Source organism: Rhizobium changzhiense, assembly GCF_013087625.1.
GTDB classification, from domain to species: domain Bacteria; phylum Pseudomonadota; class Alphaproteobacteria; order Rhizobiales; family Rhizobiaceae; genus Rhizobium; species Rhizobium sophorae.
Genome location: NZ_JABFCQ010000002.1, coordinates 736,845 through 759,102, shown reverse-complemented (window position 1 = coordinate 759,102; position 22,258 = coordinate 736,845). Strand labels below are relative to the sequence as shown.

Genomic DNA, 22,258 nt, shown 5'->3' with positions numbered 1-22,258 from the left:
CACACTGCTCAAAATCCTTCCTCAGACCGGCGCGCGCGGCGCGGATTCCTGCGCGATCGGAGACACGCGGCGCTTGGCCTCACGATAGAACGTATAGAGGCCGGAGGCGATGACGATTGCAGCCCCCACGAGCGTCCAGCTGTCAGGCACTTCGGCAAAGAAGAAGAAACCCAGCAGGGAGGAGAAGATCAGGCTGGTATAGCGGAACGGGGCGACGAAGGAGATTTCGCCGGTACGCATGGCGAGGATGACCGACTGGTAGCCGACCAGCACCAGTACAGAGGCAAGCAGGAGATGCCCGAGCGCGGTAGCGCTGACCGGCTGCCAGCCGCCGAGCACCGGGATGAGCAGCGCGCCGAAGAAGGAGGCTGACATGGCGGTGATGACGGTTATCATCAGCGAGGGGATTTCCGGACTGATGCTCCGGGTGGCGAGATCACGGCCGGCTGTCGTCAGCACCGCACCGACGCAGAGGAGGGCGGCGGCAGTGAAACCTTCCGGGCCGGGGCGGATGATGATCATCACGCCGACGAGGCCGACGAGGATTGCCGACCAGCGCCGCCAGCCGACCGGCTCGCCGAAGAAAAGCGCCGCACCGAAGGTGACGACCAGCGGCAGCGACTGCAGGATCGCCGAGGCATTGGCAATCGGCATCATGCCGAGCGCGGTGATATAGGTGACGGCGGAGAGCATCTCGCAGATGATCCGGAAGATGATCATCGGCTGCAGCACGACGCGCCAGGAGCGTAGCGCGCCCATTTTCCAGGCGATCAGATAGACGAGCAGGCTGGTAAAGAGGCCGCGCAGGAACATGATCTCGCCGGCGTTCATATAGGCGACCACCGATTTGGACAGGGCGTCGCTTGCGGAAAAGCCGGCCATCGCCATGCTCATATAGATGGCGCCCTGAGTATTGCGTGACCGCGGCATGAAGAGATTCCCTTTACCTGTGCGCTCCTTTTAGTCGCGAAGATGGATGAAGGGAATCGGATGAATGTCACACCAGGCATAAATCGATCATGCAGTGCACAACGGCACTGATGCCAACGCAGGCATCGGGGTGGGAGTCCCAGCAAATCCCCGTTTTATAAGACGAATTCCGCTATTTCCGACGCCGCAATCACGGCGTCGATGGGGAAACGTCGTCGCGCCTGCCGGTTCGCCCATAGGCGTTTTTCTCGTGCTGCGCGGGAAACGGGTGGCTGCATCGTCTGAAGTTTGAGCATCTCAGATATCGCAACAACCCAGGAGAGACCGATATGACACTTCTCAACGATAAGATCGCAATCATCACCGGCGCAAGCTCCGGCATCGGCCGCGCGGCGGCGAAACTCTTTGCCCGGGAAGGCGCCAAGCTCGTGGTTACCGGCCGGCGGCAGGACGCGCTCGATGCCGTCATCGCCGAAATCGAGGCGGAGGGTGGTCAGGCCGTCGCCATATCCGGCGATGTCAGGGACGAGGCTCTGCAGGCAAGGCTCGTCGAGACGGCAGTCTCGCGTTTCGGCCGGCTCGACATCGCCTTCAACAATGCCGGCATCATCGGTGAGATGGGGCCGGTCGCCGGGTTGTCGCTGGAGGGCTGGCGCGAGACGATCGAGACCAATCTCACCGCCGCGTTCCTCGGCGCCAAGCACCAGTCGGCGGCGATGGGAAAAGGCGGCGGATCGCTGATCTTCACCTCGACTTTCGTCGGGCACACCGTCGGCATGCCTGGCATGGCCGCCTATGCGGCGAGCAAGGCGGGTCTGATCGGCTTCGTGCAGGTGCTCGCCACCGAACTCGGAGCGCAAAAGATCCGCGTCAACGCACTGCTTCCCGGCGGCACCGACACGCCCGCCAGCATCACCAACGCGCCTGATGCCACGCCGGAGGTGCTAGCCTTCGTGGAGGGGCTGCATGCGCTGAAACGCATGGCGCAGCCCGAAGAGATCGCCAATGCGGCGCTTTTCCTCGCCTCCGACATGTCGAGCTTCGTCACCGGCACGGCGATGCTGGCGGATGGCGGGGTTTCGATCAGCCGGACATAGGACGGGCAAGGGGAAGGTGTCGTCAGAGTTGCGGCGGGGCTATGCCGCCGCAACAAAGGCACCGATCAGGCGACTTCGCGTATGTCTCTTGCTGCCTGGCGGTCGAGATAGGCGACCAGGTCCTCGATGGTGACGAGCGGGAGGTTGTGGCGTTCGGCAAAGAGCGTGAGTTCGGGCAGGCGGGACATGGTTCCGTCGTCGTTGGCGACTTCGCAGATGACGCCGGCGGGGATCCTTCCGGCCAGGCGGGCGAGGTCGACGGCGGCTTCAGTGTGGCCGGGGCGGCCGAGGACGCCGCGGGGATTGGCGCGCAGCGGAAAGATGTGGCCGGGGCGGGCGAATTCGTCAGGCTTTGCGCGATCGTCGACGAGGGCGCGGACGGTGGCGGCGCGGTCGGCAGCCGAGATGCCCGTCGTCGTGCCCTTGAGATAATCGACCGAGACCGTGAAGGCGGTTTTGTGCGATTCCGTATTGTTGGGCACCATCAGCGGAATATCGAGCGCATCGAGACGCTCGCCTTCCATGGCGATGCAGATGAGACCACGGGCGTGGGTCATCATGAAGGCGATTGTTTCCGGGGTGACGGCATCGGCCGCGACCACGATATCGCCTTCGTTTTCCCGGTTCTGGTCGTCGACGACGACGACCATCTTGCCGCTGGCGATGGCTGATATGGCATCTTCAATTGTTGCGATAGTCATGCTGTCTGGCCTTTCAAGGGTTATGTCAGCGGGCTGACATGGTCTGCAAGGCTCAATCCGTGAGCCAGCCTTCTGCCCTTGGGCGAACAAACGTCAGCCGACTCCGGGATGGAGTGCGACTGCCCGTGTTGTCCTCTTCCATCCGGACTATACCGTCGGCTCCGGCATCTCACCGGATCTGCTGACCTTCCGACAGGAGGTGCCGGAAGCGCTCGCGGGCTCCAGGATTGCTCCTGATACCGCCGGTGGGGAATTGCACCCCGCCCTGAGAACATTTCAAAGATAGGATCAAACACAGGCGGATGGCAAGGTCACTCGACCGGGCGAAAATGCAAAGCTGCCCTAACGCCGATGGACACACTGTTCACACGGAGGCGACGACCGTGTCGCCTTCCGCGCTTCATTGGTGGTTTGATCTTTCCATGCATGTCGTTGTCCCAAAACCGCTGCGCAGTTTTGGGCGACCTGTGTCAGGACATGATCAGCCCGCCGTCGACATTGATCGTCTGGCCGGTGATATAGGCGGCGTCATCGCTGGCGAGGAAGGTGACCAGGCCGGCGACGTCTTCGCCGGAGCCGGCCCGTTTCATCGGGATGCCCTCGACCCATTCCTTCATCAATTCGCCGGGAGCGTAGTTGCCGAGCAGCTTGCCCCAGGCCTGGTCGTTATAGGCCCACATGTCAGTCTCGATGATACCGGGGCAGAAGGCGTTGACGGTGATCTTCTCGGTCGCGACTTCCTTGGCCAGGCTCTGGGTGATGCCGACGACGCCCATTTTCGAGGCGGCATAATGCGGCGTGTAGATGAAGCCGTCGCGCGCCTGGCCGGAGGCGGTGTTGATGATGCGACCTCCGCGCTTGTGCTTGCGCATTCTAAGAATCGCCTCCTGAGCGCAGAGGAAAACGCCCTTTGTGTTGACGGCCATGACCTTGTCCCACTCGTTTTCGGTCAGGTCCTCGACGCGGGCAATGGTGATGACCCCAGCATTCTGGATCGAGACGTCGACCGCGCCGAATTCCCTCTCGGCGGCATCGTAGAGGGCGGTGACGCTCGCCTTGTCGGTGACGTCGCCGATGAAGGAGATCGCCCTGCCGCCTTCGGCACGGATCCCATCGGCAACGCCGTGGACCAGATCCTCATTGGCCGAGACGACAAGATTGGCGCCTTCGCGCGCAAAGCGCCTGGCGATCACCGCGCCGATGCCGCGGCTGCCTCCGGTAATGACGACAGTCTTTTGCTCAAAGCGTTTCATGCTCTTTCCTTCCCGGTATCCGTCGATAAACAGCAAATCTCGGCGCGATCTACCCTGCGATCATTATTGGAGCTCAAGCGGTTGCCCGAGATCTCGGCGAATTCAGGCAGTCTTGAGCACCGATGACGATGCCCCGAGCCCTCCGCCCGTTCATTCGGCGTGAAGGGCGGGCAAGACGACGATATCGCACACCGTCTTGCCCGTTGGTCCCTTCAGCGCCTCGATCTCAGCCAGGGAGGAAGCGAGACCGTTCATTTTTCCAGTTGTCACCAGCAGCAGAAGCCGCCGTCGACGAGAAGATCGACGCCGGTCACGAAGCTGGCTGCATTCGACAGCAAGAACACCGCCGGACCGACCATCTCGTCGACCGTTGCCATGCGCTGCATCGGCGTCTGTTCTTCGAAGAGCTTGGTCTGGTGGACCATCTCCGGACGGGTGTTCATGGGCGTTGCCGTGTATCCGGGGGAGATGGTGTTGACGCGAATGCCGCGGTCGACCCATTCCATCGCCATAGATTTCGACATATGGATCACGCCCGCCTTGGAGGCGTTGTAATGCGCTTGGTTCAGCCCGCGGTTTACGATCACACCGGACATGGAAGCGATGTTGATGATGGAGCCGCGTCCATTCTTCAACATGGCGCGAGCCTCGGCCTGGCAGGACAGGAATATGCCTTTGAGGTTGATGTCCATCAGGGTCTGATATTGATCCTCCTCCATCTCTTCCGCCGGGTTGGCGTTGGCGATGCCGGCGGCGTTGACGGCCAGCGTCAACGCGCCGAGATCCGCTTCGGTGCGTGCCACGGCATCTGCAAGGGAGGTTTTGCTGGTGACGTCAGCCGCGATCTGGATCGAGCGGCGGCCGGCGGCGCGAATATGTTCGGCCGTGTTGGCCAGTCCGTCGTCGGTTCGGCGGTCGAGCAACGCCACGTCGGCGCCGCACTGCGCAAGGCCGATGGCAATGCGCTGCCCAATGCCGCTTCCGGCTCCGGTAACGATGGCAACCTGGCCGCTGAGATCGAAAAGCTTCGGGGCGTTCAGAGTGATGTCGGACACCGCTCTTCCTTTCTCTGTCTGTTTAGATAGTGGCTAGCTCCATGACCGAAACGTCATTCGCCTCGTCACGATTGAGAATGCCTGCCTGTTTGCCTTGGGCAAGCACGAGAATGCGATTGGAAACTCCGAGAACCTCCTCGAGGTCCGAGCTTACGACGATGACCGCCACGCCCCGTTTGGCAAGATTGACGATGATGTCGTAGATGCCCGCTCGGGCGCCGACGTCGATGCCTCTCGTCGGTTCGTCGAGTACGACGACCTTGGGATCGCGCATCAGCCACTTCGCGATGACGACCTTCTGCTGGTTGCCGCCGGACAGGTCCGAGGCATATTGCTCCGCACGGCCCTTTACGCCGAACTTGGCAACTGCCTTCTCCGCAAACGAGCGCTTGACGCGCGGCGTAATCCAACGCCCGCCCAGCTTGTCGAGATTGGCGTAGATAATGTTCTCGCTGATCCGGTGCCCGACGATGAGCCCCTGCTCCTTGCGGTCTTCCGGAACCATCACGACACCCTTGGCGATCGCGTCCGCCGGATCGCGCAGCCTGAGTTCCTCGCCTTCCAGCTTGATCGAACCGGCACTGATTGGGTCTGCTCCCGAAATCGCACGCACCAGTTCGGTGCGGCCGGCGCCGACCAATCCGGCGATCCCGAGAATTTCTCCGGCCCGCACCTCGAAGGTAACATTACGGAACGAGTTTTCCGGCGAACTCAGCCCGGATACCTCAAGTACCGGTCGGTCTGTCGGAACGGGCAGGGCGGGGAACAAGCGGTCAAGCGGGCGTCCAACCATGCTCTCGACGATCGTTCGCACCGGGGTCGCGCTGTCTGAGAATTCTTGCACCCGCTCGCCGTCGCGAAGAACGACGATCCGGTCGGTGATCTGCTTGATCTCTTCCATGCGGTGGGAAATGTAGACGATGCCGACACCTTCTGAGCGAAGCTTCCGAACCTGTTCGAAGAGAGCTTCCGTCTCGGCGCCGCCAAGGGCGGCTGTCGGCTCATCGAGGATCAGCAGCTTTGCGTTGAGAGCCAGTGCCTTGGCGATCTCGATAAGTTGCTGATTTGCCGTGGAAAGGCCGGCGACCGTCCGCGTTGCAGGGATGTGAAGGTTCAATCGAGCGAGCTGGTCCTGGGCCCGGCGAACCATCTGGGCGCGGTCGACGACGCCGTTCTTCATCGGCCAACGTCCGATGAAGACGTTTTCCGCGATCGACAGCTGCGGCAGAAGCTGCAGCTCCTGGTGGATCAGGACAACGCCCTTGTCGATCGCTTCCCTTGGGGTGGCCGGGGCATAAGGCTGCCCCAGCCATGTCATTGATCCTTCGGACGGTGTGCGTGACCCGGCGATGATGCCTGATAGCGTTGACTTGCCCGCTCCGTTTTCACCGAGAAGTGCAACCACTTCGCCCGGATAGACGTCCAAGCTGACATTCTTCAGAACCTGGAGCGGCCCATACCATTTGGATATGCCCCTCAGGGAAAGAACTGGATCAGTCACGGCACACCTCCTCAAGACCTCAACTTCATTACGGATGGTTGGCGATGAAGCCTGCGACGTTTTCCTTGGTTGTCAGCGTGGCATCCAGGAGCTGGACCGGTGGCACCTTTTCTCCGGCGACAAGCTTGGCGGCGTTTTCAACCGCGTCGCGGCCCATCTTCTGCGTCTGCTGGGTCGCAGTTACGTTGAAGACACCCTTGCTGAGCGCTTCGAGAGCTGCGGTGTCACCATCGAAGCCGCCAACCACGATCTTCTGGGAAGGATTGGCGACCTTGATCGCCTGCGCGGCGCCGAGGGCGAGGCCGTCGGCCTGGGCGAACACGATCGAAACGTCCGGATTTGCCTGCAGCATATTCTGCATGATCTGGAAGCCTTCATCCTGGCTCCAGATGTTCGAGAACTGCTCGGCGACAACCTTGACGTCCGGATATGCCTTGAGAGATTCAGCGCAGCCCTTCGAGCGATCGACTTCCGGCGTCGTGCCCTTCTGGCCGTGGATGATGACCATCTTCCCCTTGCCGCCGGCTTCCTTCAGGATGTAGTCGCACACCGCCTTGGCAGAGGCGACGGAATCCGTTGCAAGGAAGGTATCACCGGGTGCTCCGTCGGCGTTGCGGTCAACGTTCACGACCGGAATACCGGCGCTTTTCGCGAGCTTGACCGGAACGGTCGCAGCCGCCGCACCTGCCGGAATGTAGATCAGCGCGTCGATTTTCTGGGTCAGAAGGTCCTGGATCTGATTGACCTGCGTCGGCCCGTCGCCCTTTGCGTCGACGGTGATGACTTCGATGCCGCGCTTCTTGGCTTCGGCTTCGACGGATTGCTTGATCTGGTTGAAGAAGTTTGCCTGAAGGTTGGCAACGGCCAGGCCGAGCTTCTTCAGTTCCGCCGCATGTACGGGGCCGAGCGTGAGGCTGAGCAGTGCAGCAGACGCGAGCATGGTGCGCGCAATTTTCATTGTATTTCCTCCGTTGTTGATGGAACCCTCGGGTATGTCCTCCCCCTCGGGGTATTGATCCGCCCCAACATTCCGGGGCGGAATTCCGGGTCCGCCAACACGGCGGACCCCGCTCGTCAGGCGCGACGCCGACGAATGGTCTCCGCGCCGACCGCGAGCACGATGACGATGCCGATGATCACTTGCTGCAGGAACGGTGAGACGTTGAGAAGATTGAGCCCGTTGCGAAGGACGCCGATGATAAGAACACCGATCAGTGTCCCTCCGATACCGCCCGCGCCCCCCGAGAGCGAAGTCCCGCCGATGACGACGGCAGCGATGGTGTCCAGCTCATAGCCCAGGCCGCTGGACGGCTGGACGGAATCCAGCCTGGCGGCCAGTACGATGCCTGCGAGCCCCGCAAGGACTGAACTTGCGACATAGACGCCAATCGTCACGAGCGGGACGTTGATACCCGCCAGCCGAGCGACTTCCGGATTTCCTCCCACCGCGTAGAGCATGCGACCTTCGGACCGGAAGTGCAGGAAAAGCCACGCAGCAAGAACAACCGCAAGCATGAGGAACACAGTGGCTGTCAACACGCCGAAATGGCGATCGATTGCCAGCATCATGAACCAGTCGGGAAATCCGACGATCTGCTGGCCGTCCGTGATCATATTTGCGACGCCGCGAGCCGCGGACATCATCGCAAGAGTGGCAATAAACGCGGGAACCCTGAATTGCGTCACCAGAAGTCCGACGATCAGGCCCGAAACGCCCGATGCGACCAGAGCAAAAGCGATCCCGACCGGCAGCGGTAGGCCGGCGACATTCGCAGTCCAGCCCATGACCATCATCGCAAGAGCGAGTGCCGAGCCGACGGAGAGATCGATGCCGCCGATCAGAATGACAAAGGTCATTCCGACGGCCATGATGCCGAGAACAGTGATCTGATCGAGGATGTTGAGGCCGTTCCGAACCGAAAGAAACGTGTCGGTGCTGAAGCTCAGAAAGACGCAAAGCGCGAGCAGCCCCACGAGCGGCCCGGTGGCTCCCTTGAGCTTGCTCAACCAGGCGCCGGACGAAAGCCCGTTTTCATTGATTTCGAGCGCCACCATTGTTCCTCCCTATGCCTAGGCTAACCGCTAGTTCATCTAGAATAAATATTCACTGATGCTGGAAAATTCATTAACAAGTTGCCTCCAAGCTGTCAACAGGATTTTCTAGACCTGCAACTGCCAGTATACTGCTTAAAGGGCTTGACTAATCGGCACCATGTGCAAAAATATTGATAACTGAATATTTATGCATGAGAGGAATCCATGAATACGACAGAACTCGAGCGGATCGCTCGCGAGATTCGATTGCGCGATCTCCAGGCGGTTTTCGAAGCGGGCGCCGGCCATATAGGCGGGGAAATGTCTGTTATCGACATTTTGACTGCCCTCTATTTTCGTGTGCTGAATGTTTGGCCCGATCAGCCGAAGCACCCCGACCGCGACAGGTTCGTTCTGTCGAAGGGACATACGGCATGCGCTCTGTATGTGACGCTCGCAAAACGCGGCTTCATCCCGGAGGAAGAGATTTCCACCTTCTTGCAGCCGCATTCGAGGCTGAACGGGCATCCAAATTGCAACAAGGTTCCTGGCGTCGAAACGAATACCGGGCCGCTCGGGCACGGTCTTCCAGTCGCAATAGGAATGGCGAAAGCCGCCAAACTCTCGGGCGCGAAATATCACACCTACGTCGTCACCGGCGACGGTGAGATGCAGGAGGGCTCCAACTGGGAAGCGATCATGGCGGCCGCGCAGTTCAAGCTCGATAACTTGACGCTGGTCATCGACCACAACAGGTTCCAGCAGGGCGCCGCCCTGGCGGAGACCAACGATCTCGCCCCGCTGCGTCCGAAGCTTGAAGCTTTCGATTGGGAAGTCACCGAGATCAATGGGAACAATATGAGCGAAGTGGTTTCAGCCCTCGAACACCGGGGATCGAGACCGCATTGCATCGTCGCCCATACCAACAAGGGGCATGGAATCTCGTTCATGCAAGACCGAGTCGACTGGCACCACAAGGTACCGAGCAAGGAACAATACGAAATCGCATTGGCAGAATTGTCGGAGGCACAGTAATGAACGCGCCAATAAACGCACCCAAGCTCTACGATTGCCGCGACGCATTCGCCTCTACGCTCGAGCGGCTGGCAGCCGAAAACGAAACGATCGTTGCCGTCTGCAACGACTCCGTCGGCTCCTCCAAGCTCGGCGGCTTCAAGGCGAAGTTTGGAGAGCGCCTGGTCAATGTCGGTATCGCCGAGCAGAACATGGTGGGGGTTGGAGCAGGCCTCGCCAACGGCGGACGCCTTCCGTTCGTGTGCGCCGCCGCTCCGTTTCTCACGGGACGGTCGCTGGAGCAGATCAAAGCCGATATTTCGTATTCGAATGCCAACGTCAAGCTGGTCGGCATTTCTTCTGGAATGGCCTATGGCGAACTTGGTCCGACCCATCACTCGATCGAAGACTTCGCCTGGACGCGGGTTCTGCCTAATCTTCCGGTCATTGCACCTTGTGACCGCATCGAAACAGCTGCTGCGGTTGAGTGGGCCGCGACCTACAACGGTCCCTGTTTCCTGCGTCTGTCTCGCGTAGGTGTACCTGATCTCCTTCCGGAGGGTCACAAGTTCGAACTCGGCAAGGCAAACCTCCTTCGCCAGGGTTCCGATGTCACCCTTATCGCAAACGGTACTTTGACTCATCGAATTCTGAAGGCTGCCGAGATCCTCGCAGAACGCGGCATCAACGCCAGAGTGCTCAACCTTGCAACGGTTCGTCCGATCGACGAGGACGCCATCATCGCCGCGGCGAAGGAAACCGGAGCGATCGTCACAGCCGAAGAGCATTCGATCTTTGGCGGGCTCGGTTCCGCGGTCGCCGAAGTGGTGGTCGACAACGCTCCAGTCCCGATGAAACGTCTCGGCGTTCCCGGAGTCTACGCTCCGACCGGTTCGGCAGAGTTCCTGCTCGACGAATTCGGGATGGCGCCGTCCGCGATCGCCGACGCCGCGCAGTCGCTGATCAGGCGCAAGTAACTGGGATCACGTGATCGGCCGGGCCGCCTATTTGTCGTCCCGGCTGCCGTCTGATCTGGGGAGGATAGAATGCGGGCAATTCTGGCAATTGACCAGGGCACGACCAATTCAAAGGCCGTTCTCGTTTCCGAAAAGGGAGAAATTGTCGGCAGAGGTTCGGCTGCTGTCGGCATCACCTATCCCAAGCCAGGCTGGGTCGAACAAGACCCACGCCGGCTCTACGCATCCGTCTGCGAGGCGATCGACGCCTGCCTGAAGGCCGCCCCTGACGTGGTTATCGAGGCCGTGGCGATTTCCAATCAGCGCGAGTCGGTCACGGCCTGGGACGCCGAAACGGGAGAAGCACTTGGACCGGTGGTGAGCTGGCAGTGCCGTCGAACGGCACAGGATTGCGAACGTCTCATTGCCGAAGGCCACCTTGACCGGGTGCAGGCGCTCACGGGCCTGCCACTGGATCCGATGTTCCCGGGTTCGAAATTCCGATGGCTGCTCGACCGTATTCCGGCCGGGCGATTAGTGCGGCTGGGAACGGTCGACAGTTGGCTCGTGCACTGCCTGACGGGTGGGCGCCGGCATGTCTGCGATGCTTCCAATGCCGCCAGGAGCCAGTTGTTCGATCTCCAGGAGCAGAGATGGAGCGAGGAACTCGGCGAGATTTTCGGCGTCGATATCGCGCTCCTTCCCGAGGTGCTCGACAGCTCTGCCGATTTCGGCACGACGCAAGGATTGCCGGGCGTACCGGATGGAACTCCCATCATGGCTGCGATCGGAGACAGCCATGCTGCGCTGTTCGGTCACGGAGCATTCAAGCCGGGCGACGGCAAGGTGACCTTTGGAACCGGCTCTTCGGTGATGACGACGCTTTCGCGATTCATTCCCCCACGCAACGGCGTCACAACCACCGTCGCATGGCGTATCAAGGGAAGGCCGGCTTTCGCTTTCGAAGGCAATATTCTCGTTTGCGCCGCCAGTCTCCCCTGGATGGCAGGCATTCTCGGCCTTTCGGACGTGGCGGCCCTTGTCGAACTTGCGGCGAGCGCCCCACCGGGCGGACCGGGCTTCGTGCCGGCATTCGTGGGACTGGGCGCACCCTATTGGAACTCCAACGCCCGTGCCCTGTTCTCCCAGATCAACTTCAATACGACACGTGCGCAAATGGCGCGGTCGGTCACCGATTCGATCGCCTTCCAGGTGCACGACGTCATCGCCGCCATGCGAGCGCAAAGCGGCGGCGAGCTCGGGGCGCTCTATGTAGACGGCGGACCGAGCCAAAACCGCTTCCTGATGCAGTGTGTCTCGAATCTTATCGAACATCCCGTAATCCAATGCGAAGCACCCGAGGCGTCGGCTTTGGGGGCCGCATATCTCGCGGGTCTCTCACTGGGCCTGTGGAGCAATCTTCAGGCTATCGCAGAGCTCCCCCGGAGCTCACATGTCATTGACCCGGAACCCGTGGATCGAGCGGTGCTTCTGAATAGCTGGAATGACGCGCTTGCCCGCTCGACGTTACGCGAAACAACGGCTAATGATGAATAAAAATTCACCCTAGGATTAGCGATGACTCGCCTCAATGAACTCCGCCTCATCTCAAGGGTCGCCCAGATGTACCACTTGGAGGGACGGCGACAGGCGGAGATCGCACAGCACCTTCGCCTGTCGCAGGCGACGGTGTCGCGCATGCTCAAGCGTGCCGAGGCTGAAGATATCGTGCGAACCAGCGTGACGCCCCCCGTTGGCACCTACAGCGAGCTTGAGGGCGCCCTTCGCGAGAAATATGATTTGCCGGAGGCGGTCGTCGTGGAGTGCACGGAAGATCGGGACGGAGCCATCATGGCCCGTATCGGAGAGGCAGCGGCTCATCTCCTCGAGGTGACGCTTGCGCCAGGGGAGATCATCGGCGTTTCGAGTTGGAGCCAGACCATCTCCAAGATGGTCGAGAACATTCATCCCCTGAAGAGCGCTCAGGCGAAGTATGTCGTCCAGACCCTCGGAGGCATGGGCGACCCATCAGTGCAGACGCATGCGACGCAGCTTACCACGCGGCTTGCTCGGCTGACCGGCGCTGAGCCAAAACTGCTCGCTGTGCAGGGTGTTACGACGTCCAGAGAGGCAAAATTTCTTATGCAGGCCGATCCATACGTGCGGGAGACGATGGACCTGTTCGGCAGCATAACGCTTGCGATTGTCGGAATCGGAGCAGTCGAACCGTCCGAACTTCTCGCACGGTCCGGCAACATTTTTTCGTCTCGCGAACTGTCCGATCTCGCGGAAGCGGGAGCCGTCGGCGACATCTCGCTTCGCTTCTTCGATAAAAACGGCAAGCCGGTCAAGACGCCCCTGGACGACCGGGTCATAGGGCTTCCACTCGAGGATCTCGAACGGGTGGACCGGGTCATTGCTCTTGCCGGCGGGTCTAAAAAGACCGACGCTATCGCAGGCGCGCTCCGCGTGGGCGTCATCGACATGCTTGTTACGGACAAGTTTACCGCGCAGCGATTGATCGACTGACGGGGCAGGGTGGGAGCGCCCGCCTCGTCCTTCGAGGCTTCGCCTTATGGGCTACGCGCCGGAGGATGAGGCTCTCTCGAGTATTATTGGCGCCTCAGGATAGGCTCTCTTGGGTCAATGCGCCGTTCCATCCACAATCACATGGTCGTGGTCCAGCGAGCATTTCTCCACCCGGGCCTCGACTCTGTAGATCTCCCGCAGCATCTCGGCAGTGACGACATCTCTTGGGGCGCCGCAGGCGTGCATGCGGCCGTTGGCGATGATGAGGACCTTGTCGGCGAAGCGGAGCGCCTGGTTGAGGTCATGAAGGGCGATCAGCACGATCATGCCCTTGGTGCGGGCCTGGCGGCGCATGAAGCCGAGGACCTCGACCTGGCGGTGAAGGTCGAGCGCGCTGGTCGGTTCGTCCATCAGCATGATTTCGGGCTCGCGGACGAGCGCCTGGGCGATCGAGACGAGCTGGCGTTGGCCGCCGGAAAGCGCGCCGAGATCACGGAAGGCGATGGCGGTGATATCGAGCGCCTTCATGACCTCGTCGATGAAGCGTAGGTCGCTGTCGCTGACGGCCCAGGACTGGCCCTGCTTGCGGGCAAGCAGGATGGATTCGTAGACCGTCAGAACCGCGTTTGCCGAAGTATCCTGCGGCATGTAGCCGATGGCGTTTTTCGCCTTCGAGCCCTCGACGACGACATGGCCCGGCCCCTTGAGCAGGCCGGTGATGCGCTTGAAGAGGGTCGACTTGCCGGCGGCGTTCGGGCCGATGACGGCCACGACCTCACCCGATGTCATCACCGGCGTCGTCACGTCTTCGACGAAGAGCTTGCGGCCGTGATAGGCGCCGACCGATTGCAACTGAAGCGCTACCACGACCGGCTCCTGTTCGAGAGGATGAGCGAGAAGAAGAAGGGGACCCCGACCAGCGCGGTGATGATGCCGATCGGGAAGACGACACCCGGGATGATCGACTTCGAGACGATCGAGGTCAGCGACAGGAGCAGCGCGCCTGACAGGATCGAGCCCGGCAGGAAGAAGCGCTGATCCTCGCCGAGGATCATGCGTGATATATGCGGCCCGACAAGGCCGACGAAACCGATTGTGCCGACGAAGCTGACCGGCACTGCGGCGAGCAGCGAGACTACGAGCATGGTCTCAAGCCGGATGCGGCGGACATTGACGCCGAAGCTCGCGGCCTTGTCTTCGCCGAGGCGGATCGCGGTCAGCGCCCAGGCGTTACGGGCAAAGAGCGGCAGGGCGATCAGGAGAACGGTAAGCGTTACCCAGATCTTCGGCCAGGTGGCCTTGGTGAGGCTGCCCATCGTCCAAAAGACGACAGCCGACAGCGCCTGTTCTGAGGCGAGATATTGCAGGAAGGCGAGCAACGCATTGAAGGTGAAGACCAGCGCGATGCCGAGCAGTACCACCGTCTGCACCGAGACGCCGCGAGCCTGCGAGACGAAATGGATGAAGAGCGTGGCAATCAGCGCCATGATGAAGGCATTGACCGGCACCAGCAGGCCGGCGGCGACCGGCAGCAGTGGAACGCTGGTGACGATCGCAAGGGCCGCGCCGAAGCTTGCCGCCGCCGAAATGCCGAGCGTGAAGGGGCTGGCGAGCGGATTGGCGAGGATCGTCTGCATCTGCGCGCCGGCGACGGAGAGCGAGGCGCCGACGACGATCGCCATCACGGCAACCGGCATGCGGATGCCCCAGACGACGGCCCGCACCTGGTCGGAAACGGAGGAGGGGTCGAGAAGGGCGGAGACGACTTCGCTGAGACTGTAGCGGGCCGGCCCCCAGGCGAGATCGACGGCGAAGGAGAGGCAGAGCGCTGCCGTCATGGCGGCAAGGATCAGCAGCTTGCGCCGGGCGAGGGCGCGGTAGCGCTCCCTCCCGGCTTCGGCTTCGATCGATATGGCGGCGATCTCGACCATTTCGGATTACCGACCCGCCTTGGCGTCGACCCAGTAACCCGGCTGGTAGGCGACCGGCAGGAATTTTTCGTGGAATTCCTTGAAGGTGGCATCGGGATCGAGGTCGGCAAAGAGGTTAGGATGGAACCACTTGGCCAGTTGCTGGACGGCGACGAACTGGTAGGGGCTGGTATAGAACTGGTGCCAGATCGCATGGACATTGCCGCCGGCAACCGCCCTGGAGCCGGTGAAGGCAGGGTTTTCCATCAGCGTGTTCAGCGCCTTGCGGCTGTCGTCGAAGGTGGCGGCGGCTTTCGGGCCGACATTCACGAAGTCCTTGGCATTCTTGGTCTGGCTCCAGTTGGAGCCGGTGACAACGATGACGTCAGGATTGGAGGCGACGACCTGCTCGGCATTGATCGAGCCGGTATAGCCCGGCAGGAAATCGGAGCCGAGATTGTGGCCGCCGGCCCAATCGACCATCAGGCCGAAATTGTCGGGGCCGAAGGTGCCGCAGCATTCGACCAGGCCTGCGGCGCGGTACATGAAAACATTGGGCTTCGGCGGGTTGGCGGCCTTCAGCTTGTCGGTGACGCGGGCCATCTGCTCTTTCCAGAAGCTGGCGACGGCTTCGGCGCGGTCTTCATGGCCGAAGATCTGGCCGAGGATCTTCAGGCTCGGCTCGGTGTTGGCGAGAATGTGCTCGCGGAAATCGATATAGACGATCTTCACGCCGATGCCGTTCAGCATGTCTTCGAGCTTCACCTCGTCGGCCGCTGCCTTGTTGCCGATCGGCAGCAGCAGCACATCGGGATGAAGCTTGACGACCGTCTCGGTCTGCAGCGTGCCGTCGGTCAGGTTGCCGAGGAAGGGCAGGTCCTTGCCCTTCGGAAACTTCTCGACATAGGCGTTGAAGCCGTCCTTGTCGGTGGTCCAGAGATCGTTGCGCCAACCGACGATCTTGGCGAAGGGATCTTCCTTCTCGATCGGCGCGACTGCGTAGAGCATGCGGCCTTCCCCAAGGATCACACGCTCGACCGGCTTGTCGAAGGTCACCTCACGGCCTGCCACGTCCTTGATGGTGAAGGACTGCGCCCAAGCCGAAAGCGGCATGAAGCCGGCAATCGCAGCTGCGGAGACTGCGAGCATTTTTACGAAATTCATCTGGAAATTCCCCCGATGTCTGAATAATGTCCGCAGGCATATGAAATATGACTTTGTGAATCAAGTTTTATGTTTTAGAGCGTTTCCAAAGTGATCCAAAGCCGGGATGCCCAAGATGAATTCCATGAATACGAACTACTCGATCCGCGACGAAATTCGCGACTTCTGGTCGGAAAGGGCGGCGACCTTCGACCAGAGCGTCGGCCATGAAATCTTTTCGGAAGCGGAACGCAAAGGCTGGCAGCGGCTGATCAGAAAACATCTCGGCGAAGGGAAGGGGCGCGCGGCCCTCGATCTCGCCTGCGGCACCGCCGTCATCTCGCATCTGATGCATGATGCCGGCTTTGCGGTCACGGGGCTCGACTGGTCGGATGCGATGCTCGCGCAGGCGCGCGCCAAGGCGAAGAAGCGCGGCACCGATATCCGCTTCGTTTCCGGCGACGCCGAAAACACGATGGAGCCCAAGAACAGCTACGACGTCATCACCAACCGGCATCTCGTCTGGACACTGGTGGACCCGGCGTCGGCCTTCAAGGAATGGTTCTCGGTGCTGAAGCCGGGCGGCAAAGTGCTAATCCTCGACGGCAATATGGGCAAGGAGACCTGGGTCAAGGGGCTGCAGAAGCTCTGGACGAAGGTGACAGGCAAACCGCCAGCGAGCCATATGTCGCCGGATATGATGGCACGGCACCAGAAGATCCGCTCTCGGGTGCATTTCTCCAAGCAGATGCCAGCGGAAGCAGTCGTCGATCTTCTGCGCCAAGCCGGTTTTACGGATATTGTCGTCGACCGCAAACTCGCCGACATCCATTGGGCGCAGGCTCGAAAGATGCCGTTTCTGCGCGGGCTTGAGCGGATGGTGCAGGAGCGGTTTGCGATTTGTGCGCGTAAGCCTGGGTGATGGGGTTGGCGCGGCGGTTCCACTTGCCCCCTCTTCTCCCCGCTGGGGAGAAGAGAAGATGGAGTCTGCCGCACCCTATCCCGGCCCTTCGCATGGCTCAGGGCGTTCGAAGCTGCAATCGATTCACTGGATCGATTGCTCCCGCTTGCGGGACCGCTTCTCACCCACCAGTAACACTCATATGCCTGGCCACGGCAGGGCGATTATGCGTGCGGTCGATGATGAAGTCGTGGCCTTTGGGTTTGCGGGTGATGGCCTCGTCGATGGCGGCGTGGAGGAGGGCGTCGTCTTCGGTGGCGCGGAGTGCGGCGCGGAGATCGGCGGCGTCGTTCTGGCCGAGGCACATATAGAGCGTGCCGGTGCAGGTCAGGCGCACGCGGTTGCAGCTTTCGCAGAAATTATGGGTCATCGGCGTGATGAAGCCGAGGCGGCCGCCGGTTTCTTCGACCCTGACGTAACGCGCCGGGCCGCCGGTCTGGTAATCGATGTCAGCAAGGGTGAACTGGTCTTCGAGGTCGGCGCGCAGTTTCGAAAGCGGCAGGTACTGGTCGGTGCGGTCTTCGTCGATCTCGCCCATCGGCATGGTTTCGATGACGGTGAGATCCATGCCGCGGCCATGGGCGAAGCGCAGCAGCTCCGGCATCTCGGCATCGTTGAAATCCTTCAGCGCCACGGCGTTGAGCTTGATCTTCAACCCGGCTTTCTGAGCCGCATCGATGCCTTCCATGACCTTGGCGAAATCACCCCAGCGGGTGATCTTGCGGAACTTGTCGGGGTCGAGCGTATCCAGCGAGACGTTGATGCGGCGCACGCCGCAATCATAGAGCTCGTCGGCATGGCGGGAAAGCTGAGAGCCGTTGGTGGTCAGCGTCAGCTCATCGAGGCCGGCGCCGATCTTCTGGCCGAGCTGGCGCAGCAGATACATGATGTTCTTGCGCACCAAGGGCTCGCCGCCGGTCAGCCTGATCTTGCTGACACCCTTGGCGATGAAGGCGGAACAGAGCCGGTCAAGCTCCTCCAGCGTCAAGAGATCCTTCTTAGGCAGGAAGGTCATATTCTCCGCCATGCAATAGGTGCAGCGGAAATCGCAGCGGTCCGTGACGGAGACACGGAGATAGGTGACCGCCCGCCCGAAGGGGTCGATCATCGGGTGTGCATCCGCCACCAGCGGCGATGCATTGCCTATCGTTCCGACTCTGGTGTTCACCTGTATCTCCGTACTCTCATCAATGTGGGCATATGCTATTGTCACGTCAAGGGAAACAGCCGCGCGAGCATGCCAATTTCAGCTTGCGCTGAAAAAGATCAGCGCCTACTCCTCGCATGAGAAGAGGACAAAATGATGAGCGATATCTGGCCGAGCGAACTTCGCGTCTCGAAAGACAGGCAGCGGCTGGTGGTGACTTTCAATGACGGCCAGAGCTTCGATCTGTCGGCCGAGCTGTTGCGTGTGCTGTCGCCCTCGGCCGAGGTGCAGGGCCACGGGCCGGGGCAGAAAGTGACGGTGCCCGGCAAACGCAATGTTGCGATCATCTCGATGATGCCGACCGGCAATTACGCGGTCCGGATCGGCTTCGACGACATGCACGATACCGGCATCTACACCTGGACCTATCTGCGCGAGCTCGGCGAACGGGGCGCGGAGCTGTTTTCGGCCTATGAGGACGAGCTCAGCAAAAAGGGCATGAACCGCGACACGGCGGAGAAGCCGCGCTGACGCTCACGAGAGCGCCGCTATCAGTTTCAATAGACCCATAATTCCAGCCATCGGGGGCCATATGGCGAAAACGAACGGAAAGAACTGGCTGCGCGCCAAGGGGAGTGCTGCCGGCAACAAGGTGACCTTCCTCGAACTGTTCTTCGACCTGGTCTTCGTCTTTTCGATCTCGCAGCTTTCGCATGCGCTCGCCGCCCACTACACGCCGCTCGGTGCCGCCGAAGCGGCGCTGATGACTTTCGCCGTCTGGTGGGTGTGGATCTTCACAACCTGGGTGACGAACTGGCTCGATCCGGACAAGATGCCGGTGCGCGGGATGCTGGTGGCGCTGATGATGCTCGGGCTGCTGCTGTCTGCCTCGATCCCCGAGGCTTTCGGCGACAAGGGGCTGCTGTTTGCCGGCGCCTATGTGGCGATGCAGGTCGGGCGCTCGCTGTTTACGACCTATGCGATGACACGCGTCGACCGCGCCAATACGCTGAATTTCGTCCGCATTACCGCCTGGCTCGTGGTTTCCGGGGTCTTCTGGATTGCCGGCGGGCTGCTCGAGCATGAAGCCCGGCTGATTGCCTGGGTGATAGCGCTTGCGATCGAATATGCTGGGCCGGCCGCGGGCTTTGCCGTGCCGGGGCTCGGCCACTCGACGGCGCGGGACTGGGACGTTTCCGGCGCGCACATGGCGGAGCGCTGCGCGCTCTTCGTTATCATCTGCCTCGGCGAGGCAATCCTCGTTTCCGGCCGCACCTTTTCCGAGCTGCCGTTCTCGGGGCTGACCGGCGTCGTCTTCGTCACCGCCTTCATCGGCACGGTCGCCATGTGGTGGCTCTACTTCCGCTTCGGCCACGGGCGCGCCGCCCACCGGATCGAGCATGAAGAGGCGCCGGGAAGCTTGGCGCGGCAGGCCTTCACCTATGGGCATATCCCAATTCTTGCCGGCATCATCGTCCATGCGGTCGCGGTCGAGTTCATGTTCTCGCATCCGCACGAGACGGGCAATCTCGGCATCGCCGCGGCCGTGCTCGGCGGCTCCGGCCTGTTCCTGATCGGTAATCTCTGGTTCAAGGGCGCGACCAGCGGGAAGATGCCGCTATCGCATCTCGCCGGCCTGGTGTTCTTGATCCTGCTTGCCTTTGTCGCGCCCTTCATCGAGGTCTATCTGATGGGTATTCTGGCAACACTGGTGCTGATCATCGTCGCCGCCTGGGAATATCGCTCGCTGACCGGCACGACGGCGGCGCCGACGCTGCACTAGCGTCGTCCGGCGCCGAGGCATAAGCTCACGTGACCGACAGAAACTCCTGTGGCGTAACGGCAAGCCCCTCCAGCCAGCGATCGCCGCGCTGATAGAGCGCCTCCACCTGCTTGCCCTTCAGACCCGGCATGTCGCGTTTTACGCGATAGCCGATCTGCTCCTGAATATAGGCGAGATGCCGGTATCCTTCCGGAAATGCCTGTAAAGCCCCCTGGTCGAGCTCGGGTAAGTCAGCCGGCAAAACGGGGTCGATCCTGTCTTTCTCATAGATCGGTTGCCGGATCACGATCGCCCAGCGGTCGTTTCTCTTTTCAAGGAAATCGTAGAAACGGCCGGTGCAGACGACGTCGCAAAGGCAGCCGTGAATCGATGCCCGCTGGGAGATTGTCATCTTGGTCTGAGCGATCGCCCGATGCGCTCTGATGTCGATCGAACTGCCTCCGAGAAAGTGGAGGATATTGACGCCTTTGTCCCAGCCCTCCCTGCTGACCCGAATGAACTCCGTTGCAGGCCCCTGGAACCAAGTCGCCATCATCCACCCGTCGTCGTGCCACACGGTCTGGAAGCGCTCCCAATGACCGGCATCCCGCCAGATCGCCCAGTTGTGGAGAAGCTCATCGATTGCAAGCTTGTCGTCCCATCCCGACATGATCGCTTACCCCGCTTGTGCGCTACAGGTTTCGAAGATAGCACACACCCACTTGATACCGGAACCAATTCAGCTCTCTGCTCGATCTTCGTCGCGCAGGTCCCTGAGCAGCACGGTGATGATCCGCTCCATCGATGCGGCGGTCGCCATGCATTGCTCTATCGGCTCGTCCGACAGCACGCGGTCGATGAGGCCGGTCTGGATGGCCATGGCTTCCTCACTGAGCTTTCGACCCTCTGGCGTCAAATAGAGGCGCAGCACGCGCTTGTCGCGCTCGTCATCGCGGCGAAGGAGCAGACCGCGCTTTTCCATCTGTGGCAGCAGCATGCTCATATTGGAGCGGCCGACCAGCAGCTTGCGCGCCAGCTCCTGCTGCGAGATGCCCTCGAAACGATAGAGATTGACCAGGATATCGAGGTGCGGCGGCTTGATGTCGAGATCGGCAAGCGAGCGGGAAAGGGATTGTTGCATCAGCTGGCAAGCGCGAGCCACCGCGATCCAGCTGCGAAAACGCGGATGATCCCAGGGAAGGGATTGATTTTTGTTCATCGTTGTACTTTATTGTTCAGTGTTGAACAGTCTTTTGGAATCCCACTATGGCAAACTTTGCGCTTGACGTCACCCGCCTCGGGTTTTCGGTTCTGCAGGCGGTTTCTCCTGATCTGGCAGGCAGAGCGGCGTTCCAGTTATTCTGCCGGACGCCATCGACAAAGCCGAAGGGAGCAAAGGCGAAGGCGGCGCATGCGGTCGGCGCGGCCCGGCTTGCCGGTGCCGAACGCTTCACCCTCCGGCTTGCCGGCGGGCGCCAAGCGCATGCCTATCGGCTGAACGGCGGGGCGAGGGGCAAACGCAAGCGCTATCTGGTGACGCATGGCTGGGGATCGAGCGCGGCTTATATGGCCGAACTCGTCTCGATGCTTGCGGCGACGGGCGCGGAGGTTGTGGCACTCGATTTTCCCGGCCACGGCCGTTCGGGCGGGCGCTTCCTGCATATGGGGCTTGCCGTCGAGACGATCGCGGCGGCCGAGGCGCGCTTCGGGGCATTCGATGCGGCGATCGGCCATTCCTTCGGTGGGGCGGCGCTGATGGTTTCGGCGGCTGGCCTGCTGCCCGGCGTGGCCCCTGTTGGCGGCGATCGCCTGGTGCTGATCGGCGCGCCGAGCGAGATGGGCTGGCTGTTTACCGATTTCGGCCGGATGATCGGCCTTCGCGCTGCAACGCAAGCGGCACTGGAAAATGAAGTCCATCGCGTCACCGGACGGAGACTTGAGGATTTCGACGCCGGCGCGGCGGCGGGCGTCATCGGCCGGCCGGTGCTCGTCATCCATGCCGAAGATGACAAGGAGGTGTCGTCACTCCATGCCAGGCGCTACGGCGCGGCGGGAAAGGGCGTTCGACTCCTCTGGGCGAACGGCTTCGGCCACCGGCGCATCATCGGCGCCGCGCCGGTTCTTGCCGCGATCGCGGCGTTTCTCGACGGCGATCGGGGCGTGGGTGAAGTGCTGGATGAAAGCATCAAAAAAGATGCGGAGATCATTCCGTTTTTTGAGCTTCCGGCAAGGCGCGCGGCATTGTAGCGTCCGTCGCGAAGATCA

General features: G+C 61.3%; 22 protein-coding genes and 1 riboswitch. Of the genes, 9 read left to right on the top strand and 13 right to left on the bottom strand.

What is annotated here, in order from left to right; translation table 11 throughout:
* Positions 1 to 21 precede the first annotated feature (21 nt).
* Complete coding sequence (locus tag G9X68_RS13080; RefSeq protein WP_171602707.1) at positions 22 to 930, bottom strand: DMT family transporter; 909 nt, start codon at positions 928 to 930, stop codon at positions 22 to 24.
* A 329-nt stretch (positions 931 to 1,259) separates the two neighbouring features.
* Here G9X68_RS13080 and G9X68_RS13075 point away from each other — a divergent pair, with 329 nt between their 5' ends.
* A complete protein-coding gene (locus tag G9X68_RS13075; protein WP_171602706.1) occupies positions 1,260 to 2,027 on the top strand; it encodes an SDR family oxidoreductase in 768 nt (255 codons plus the stop codon).
* 65 nt (positions 2,028 to 2,092) lie between these two features.
* Here the strand turns inward: G9X68_RS13075 and ribB are convergent, their stop codons facing one another.
* The 6 genes from ribB to G9X68_RS13040 form a co-directional block, all read right to left on the bottom strand.
* Positions 2,093 to 2,728 (bottom strand): 3,4-dihydroxy-2-butanone-4-phosphate synthase, encoded by a 636-nt coding sequence (gene ribB / locus G9X68_RS13070; RefSeq protein WP_168310848.1) that lies wholly within the window; start codon positions 2,726 to 2,728, stop codon positions 2,093 to 2,095.
* Between the two features lie 126 nt (positions 2,729 to 2,854).
* A riboswitch (FMN riboswitch) is annotated at positions 2,855 to 3,005 on the bottom strand.
* Between the two features lie 193 nt (positions 3,006 to 3,198).
* The gene (locus G9X68_RS13065) at positions 3,199 to 3,981 is read right to left on the bottom strand and encodes an SDR family oxidoreductase (protein WP_171602705.1); all 783 of its coding nucleotides are present in this window, start codon (positions 3,979 to 3,981) and stop codon (positions 3,199 to 3,201) included.
* 266 nt (positions 3,982 to 4,247) lie between these two features.
* On the bottom strand, positions 4,248 to 5,036 hold the full coding sequence (locus G9X68_RS13055) for an SDR family oxidoreductase (protein ID WP_171602704.1): 789 nt from the start codon (positions 5,034 to 5,036) through the stop codon (positions 4,248 to 4,250).
* 22 nt (positions 5,037 to 5,058) lie between these two features.
* Entirely contained in the window at positions 5,059 to 6,537 is a 1,479-nt protein-coding gene (locus tag G9X68_RS13050) for a sugar ABC transporter ATP-binding protein (RefSeq protein WP_171602703.1), read from the bottom strand.
* Between the two features lie 28 nt (positions 6,538 to 6,565).
* Positions 6,566 to 7,495 carry a sugar ABC transporter substrate-binding protein gene (locus G9X68_RS13045; protein WP_171602702.1) on the bottom strand — a complete coding sequence of 310 codons (930 nt, stop codon included), beginning with the start codon at positions 7,493 to 7,495 and terminating at the stop codon, positions 6,566 to 6,568.
* A gap of 116 nt (positions 7,496 to 7,611) precedes the next feature.
* A complete protein-coding gene (locus tag G9X68_RS13040) occupies positions 7,612 to 8,592 on the bottom strand; it encodes an ABC transporter permease (protein WP_171602701.1) in 981 nt (326 codons plus the stop codon).
* 204 nt (positions 8,593 to 8,796) lie between these two features.
* On the opposite strand from G9X68_RS13040, the gene G9X68_RS13035 reads away from it, so the two are divergent.
* The 4 genes from G9X68_RS13035 to G9X68_RS13020 all read left to right on the top strand — a co-directional run bounded on the left by G9X68_RS13035 (position 8,797) and on the right by G9X68_RS13020 (position 13,070).
* Positions 8,797 to 9,606: a transketolase gene (locus G9X68_RS13035; RefSeq protein ID WP_171602700.1), complete on the top strand. Its 810-nt coding sequence runs from the start codon at positions 8,797 to 8,799 to the stop codon at positions 9,604 to 9,606.
* Positions 9,606 to 10,562, top strand: coding sequence for a transketolase family protein (locus G9X68_RS13030; protein WP_168310842.1), 957 nt, complete (start codon positions 9,606 to 9,608; stop codon positions 10,560 to 10,562). Before G9X68_RS13035 ends, G9X68_RS13030 begins: the two co-directional genes overlap by 1 nt.
* A 69-nt stretch (positions 10,563 to 10,631) precedes the next feature.
* Positions 10,632 to 12,098: an FGGY family carbohydrate kinase gene (locus G9X68_RS13025; protein ID WP_171602699.1), complete on the top strand. Its 1,467-nt coding sequence runs from the start codon at positions 10,632 to 10,634 to the stop codon at positions 12,096 to 12,098.
* A 21-nt stretch (positions 12,099 to 12,119) separates the two neighbouring features.
* Positions 12,120 to 13,070 carry a sugar-binding transcriptional regulator gene (locus G9X68_RS13020; RefSeq protein ID WP_168310840.1) on the top strand — a complete coding sequence of 317 codons (951 nt, stop codon included), beginning with the start codon at positions 12,120 to 12,122 and terminating at the stop codon, positions 13,068 to 13,070.
* A 114-nt stretch (positions 13,071 to 13,184) separates the two neighbouring features.
* Here G9X68_RS13020 and G9X68_RS13015 read toward each other — a convergent pair whose 3' ends face one another.
* Genes G9X68_RS13015 through G9X68_RS13005 form a run of 3 tightly spaced genes read right to left on the bottom strand, consistent with a single transcriptional unit; the run spans position 13,185 to position 16,144 of the window.
* Positions 13,185 to 13,937: an ATP-binding cassette domain-containing protein gene (locus G9X68_RS13015; protein WP_171602698.1), complete on the bottom strand. Its 753-nt coding sequence runs from the start codon at positions 13,935 to 13,937 to the stop codon at positions 13,185 to 13,187.
* Complete coding sequence (locus G9X68_RS13010; RefSeq protein WP_171602697.1) at positions 13,931 to 15,001, bottom strand: FecCD family ABC transporter permease; 1,071 nt, start codon at positions 14,999 to 15,001, stop codon at positions 13,931 to 13,933. Before G9X68_RS13010 ends, G9X68_RS13015 begins: the two co-directional genes overlap by 7 nt.
* Before the next feature lie 6 nt (positions 15,002 to 15,007).
* A complete protein-coding gene (locus tag G9X68_RS13005) occupies positions 15,008 to 16,144 on the bottom strand; it encodes an ABC transporter substrate-binding protein (RefSeq protein WP_171602696.1) in 1,137 nt (378 codons plus the stop codon).
* A 115-nt stretch (positions 16,145 to 16,259) separates the two neighbouring features.
* On the opposite strand from G9X68_RS13005, the gene G9X68_RS13000 reads away from it, so the two are divergent.
* On the top strand, positions 16,260 to 17,045 hold the full coding sequence (locus tag G9X68_RS13000) for a class I SAM-dependent methyltransferase (RefSeq protein WP_171602695.1): 786 nt from the start codon (positions 16,260 to 16,262) through the stop codon (positions 17,043 to 17,045).
* 160 nt (positions 17,046 to 17,205) lie between these two features.
* On the opposite strand, the gene moaA is transcribed toward G9X68_RS13000, so the two are convergent.
* Positions 17,206 to 18,252, bottom strand: a complete 1,047-nt coding sequence (gene moaA, locus G9X68_RS12995; RefSeq protein WP_171602694.1) for a GTP 3',8-cyclase MoaA — start codon at positions 18,250 to 18,252, stop codon at positions 17,206 to 17,208.
* Positions 18,253 to 18,387: 135 nt separating this feature from the next.
* On the opposite strand from moaA, the gene G9X68_RS12990 reads away from it, so the two are divergent.
* Positions 18,388 to 18,762 (top strand): gamma-butyrobetaine hydroxylase family protein, encoded by a 375-nt coding sequence (locus tag G9X68_RS12990; RefSeq protein ID WP_171602693.1) that lies wholly within the window; start codon positions 18,388 to 18,390, stop codon positions 18,760 to 18,762.
* A 61-nt stretch (positions 18,763 to 18,823) separates the two neighbouring features.
* Positions 18,824 to 20,014: a low temperature requirement protein A gene (locus tag G9X68_RS12985; protein ID WP_171602692.1), complete on the top strand. Its 1,191-nt coding sequence runs from the start codon at positions 18,824 to 18,826 to the stop codon at positions 20,012 to 20,014.
* A gap of 25 nt (positions 20,015 to 20,039) precedes the next feature.
* On the opposite strand, the gene G9X68_RS12980 is transcribed toward G9X68_RS12985, so the two are convergent.
* Together G9X68_RS12980 and G9X68_RS12975 are read right to left on the bottom strand one after the other, a co-directional pair.
* Positions 20,040 to 20,663 carry a nuclear transport factor 2 family protein gene (locus G9X68_RS12980; protein ID WP_171602691.1) on the bottom strand — a complete coding sequence of 208 codons (624 nt, stop codon included), beginning with the start codon at positions 20,661 to 20,663 and terminating at the stop codon, positions 20,040 to 20,042.
* Positions 20,664 to 20,732: 69 nt separating this feature from the next.
* Positions 20,733 to 21,212 (bottom strand): MarR family winged helix-turn-helix transcriptional regulator, encoded by a 480-nt coding sequence (locus G9X68_RS12975; protein WP_171602690.1) that lies wholly within the window; start codon positions 21,210 to 21,212, stop codon positions 20,733 to 20,735.
* A gap of 47 nt (positions 21,213 to 21,259) precedes the next feature.
* Between G9X68_RS12975 and G9X68_RS12970 the strand changes: the two genes are divergently transcribed.
* Positions 21,260 to 22,240 carry an alpha/beta hydrolase gene (locus G9X68_RS12970; RefSeq protein WP_171602689.1) on the top strand — a complete coding sequence of 327 codons (981 nt, stop codon included), beginning with the start codon at positions 21,260 to 21,262 and terminating at the stop codon, positions 22,238 to 22,240.
* Positions 22,241 to 22,258: the final 18 nt, after the last annotated feature.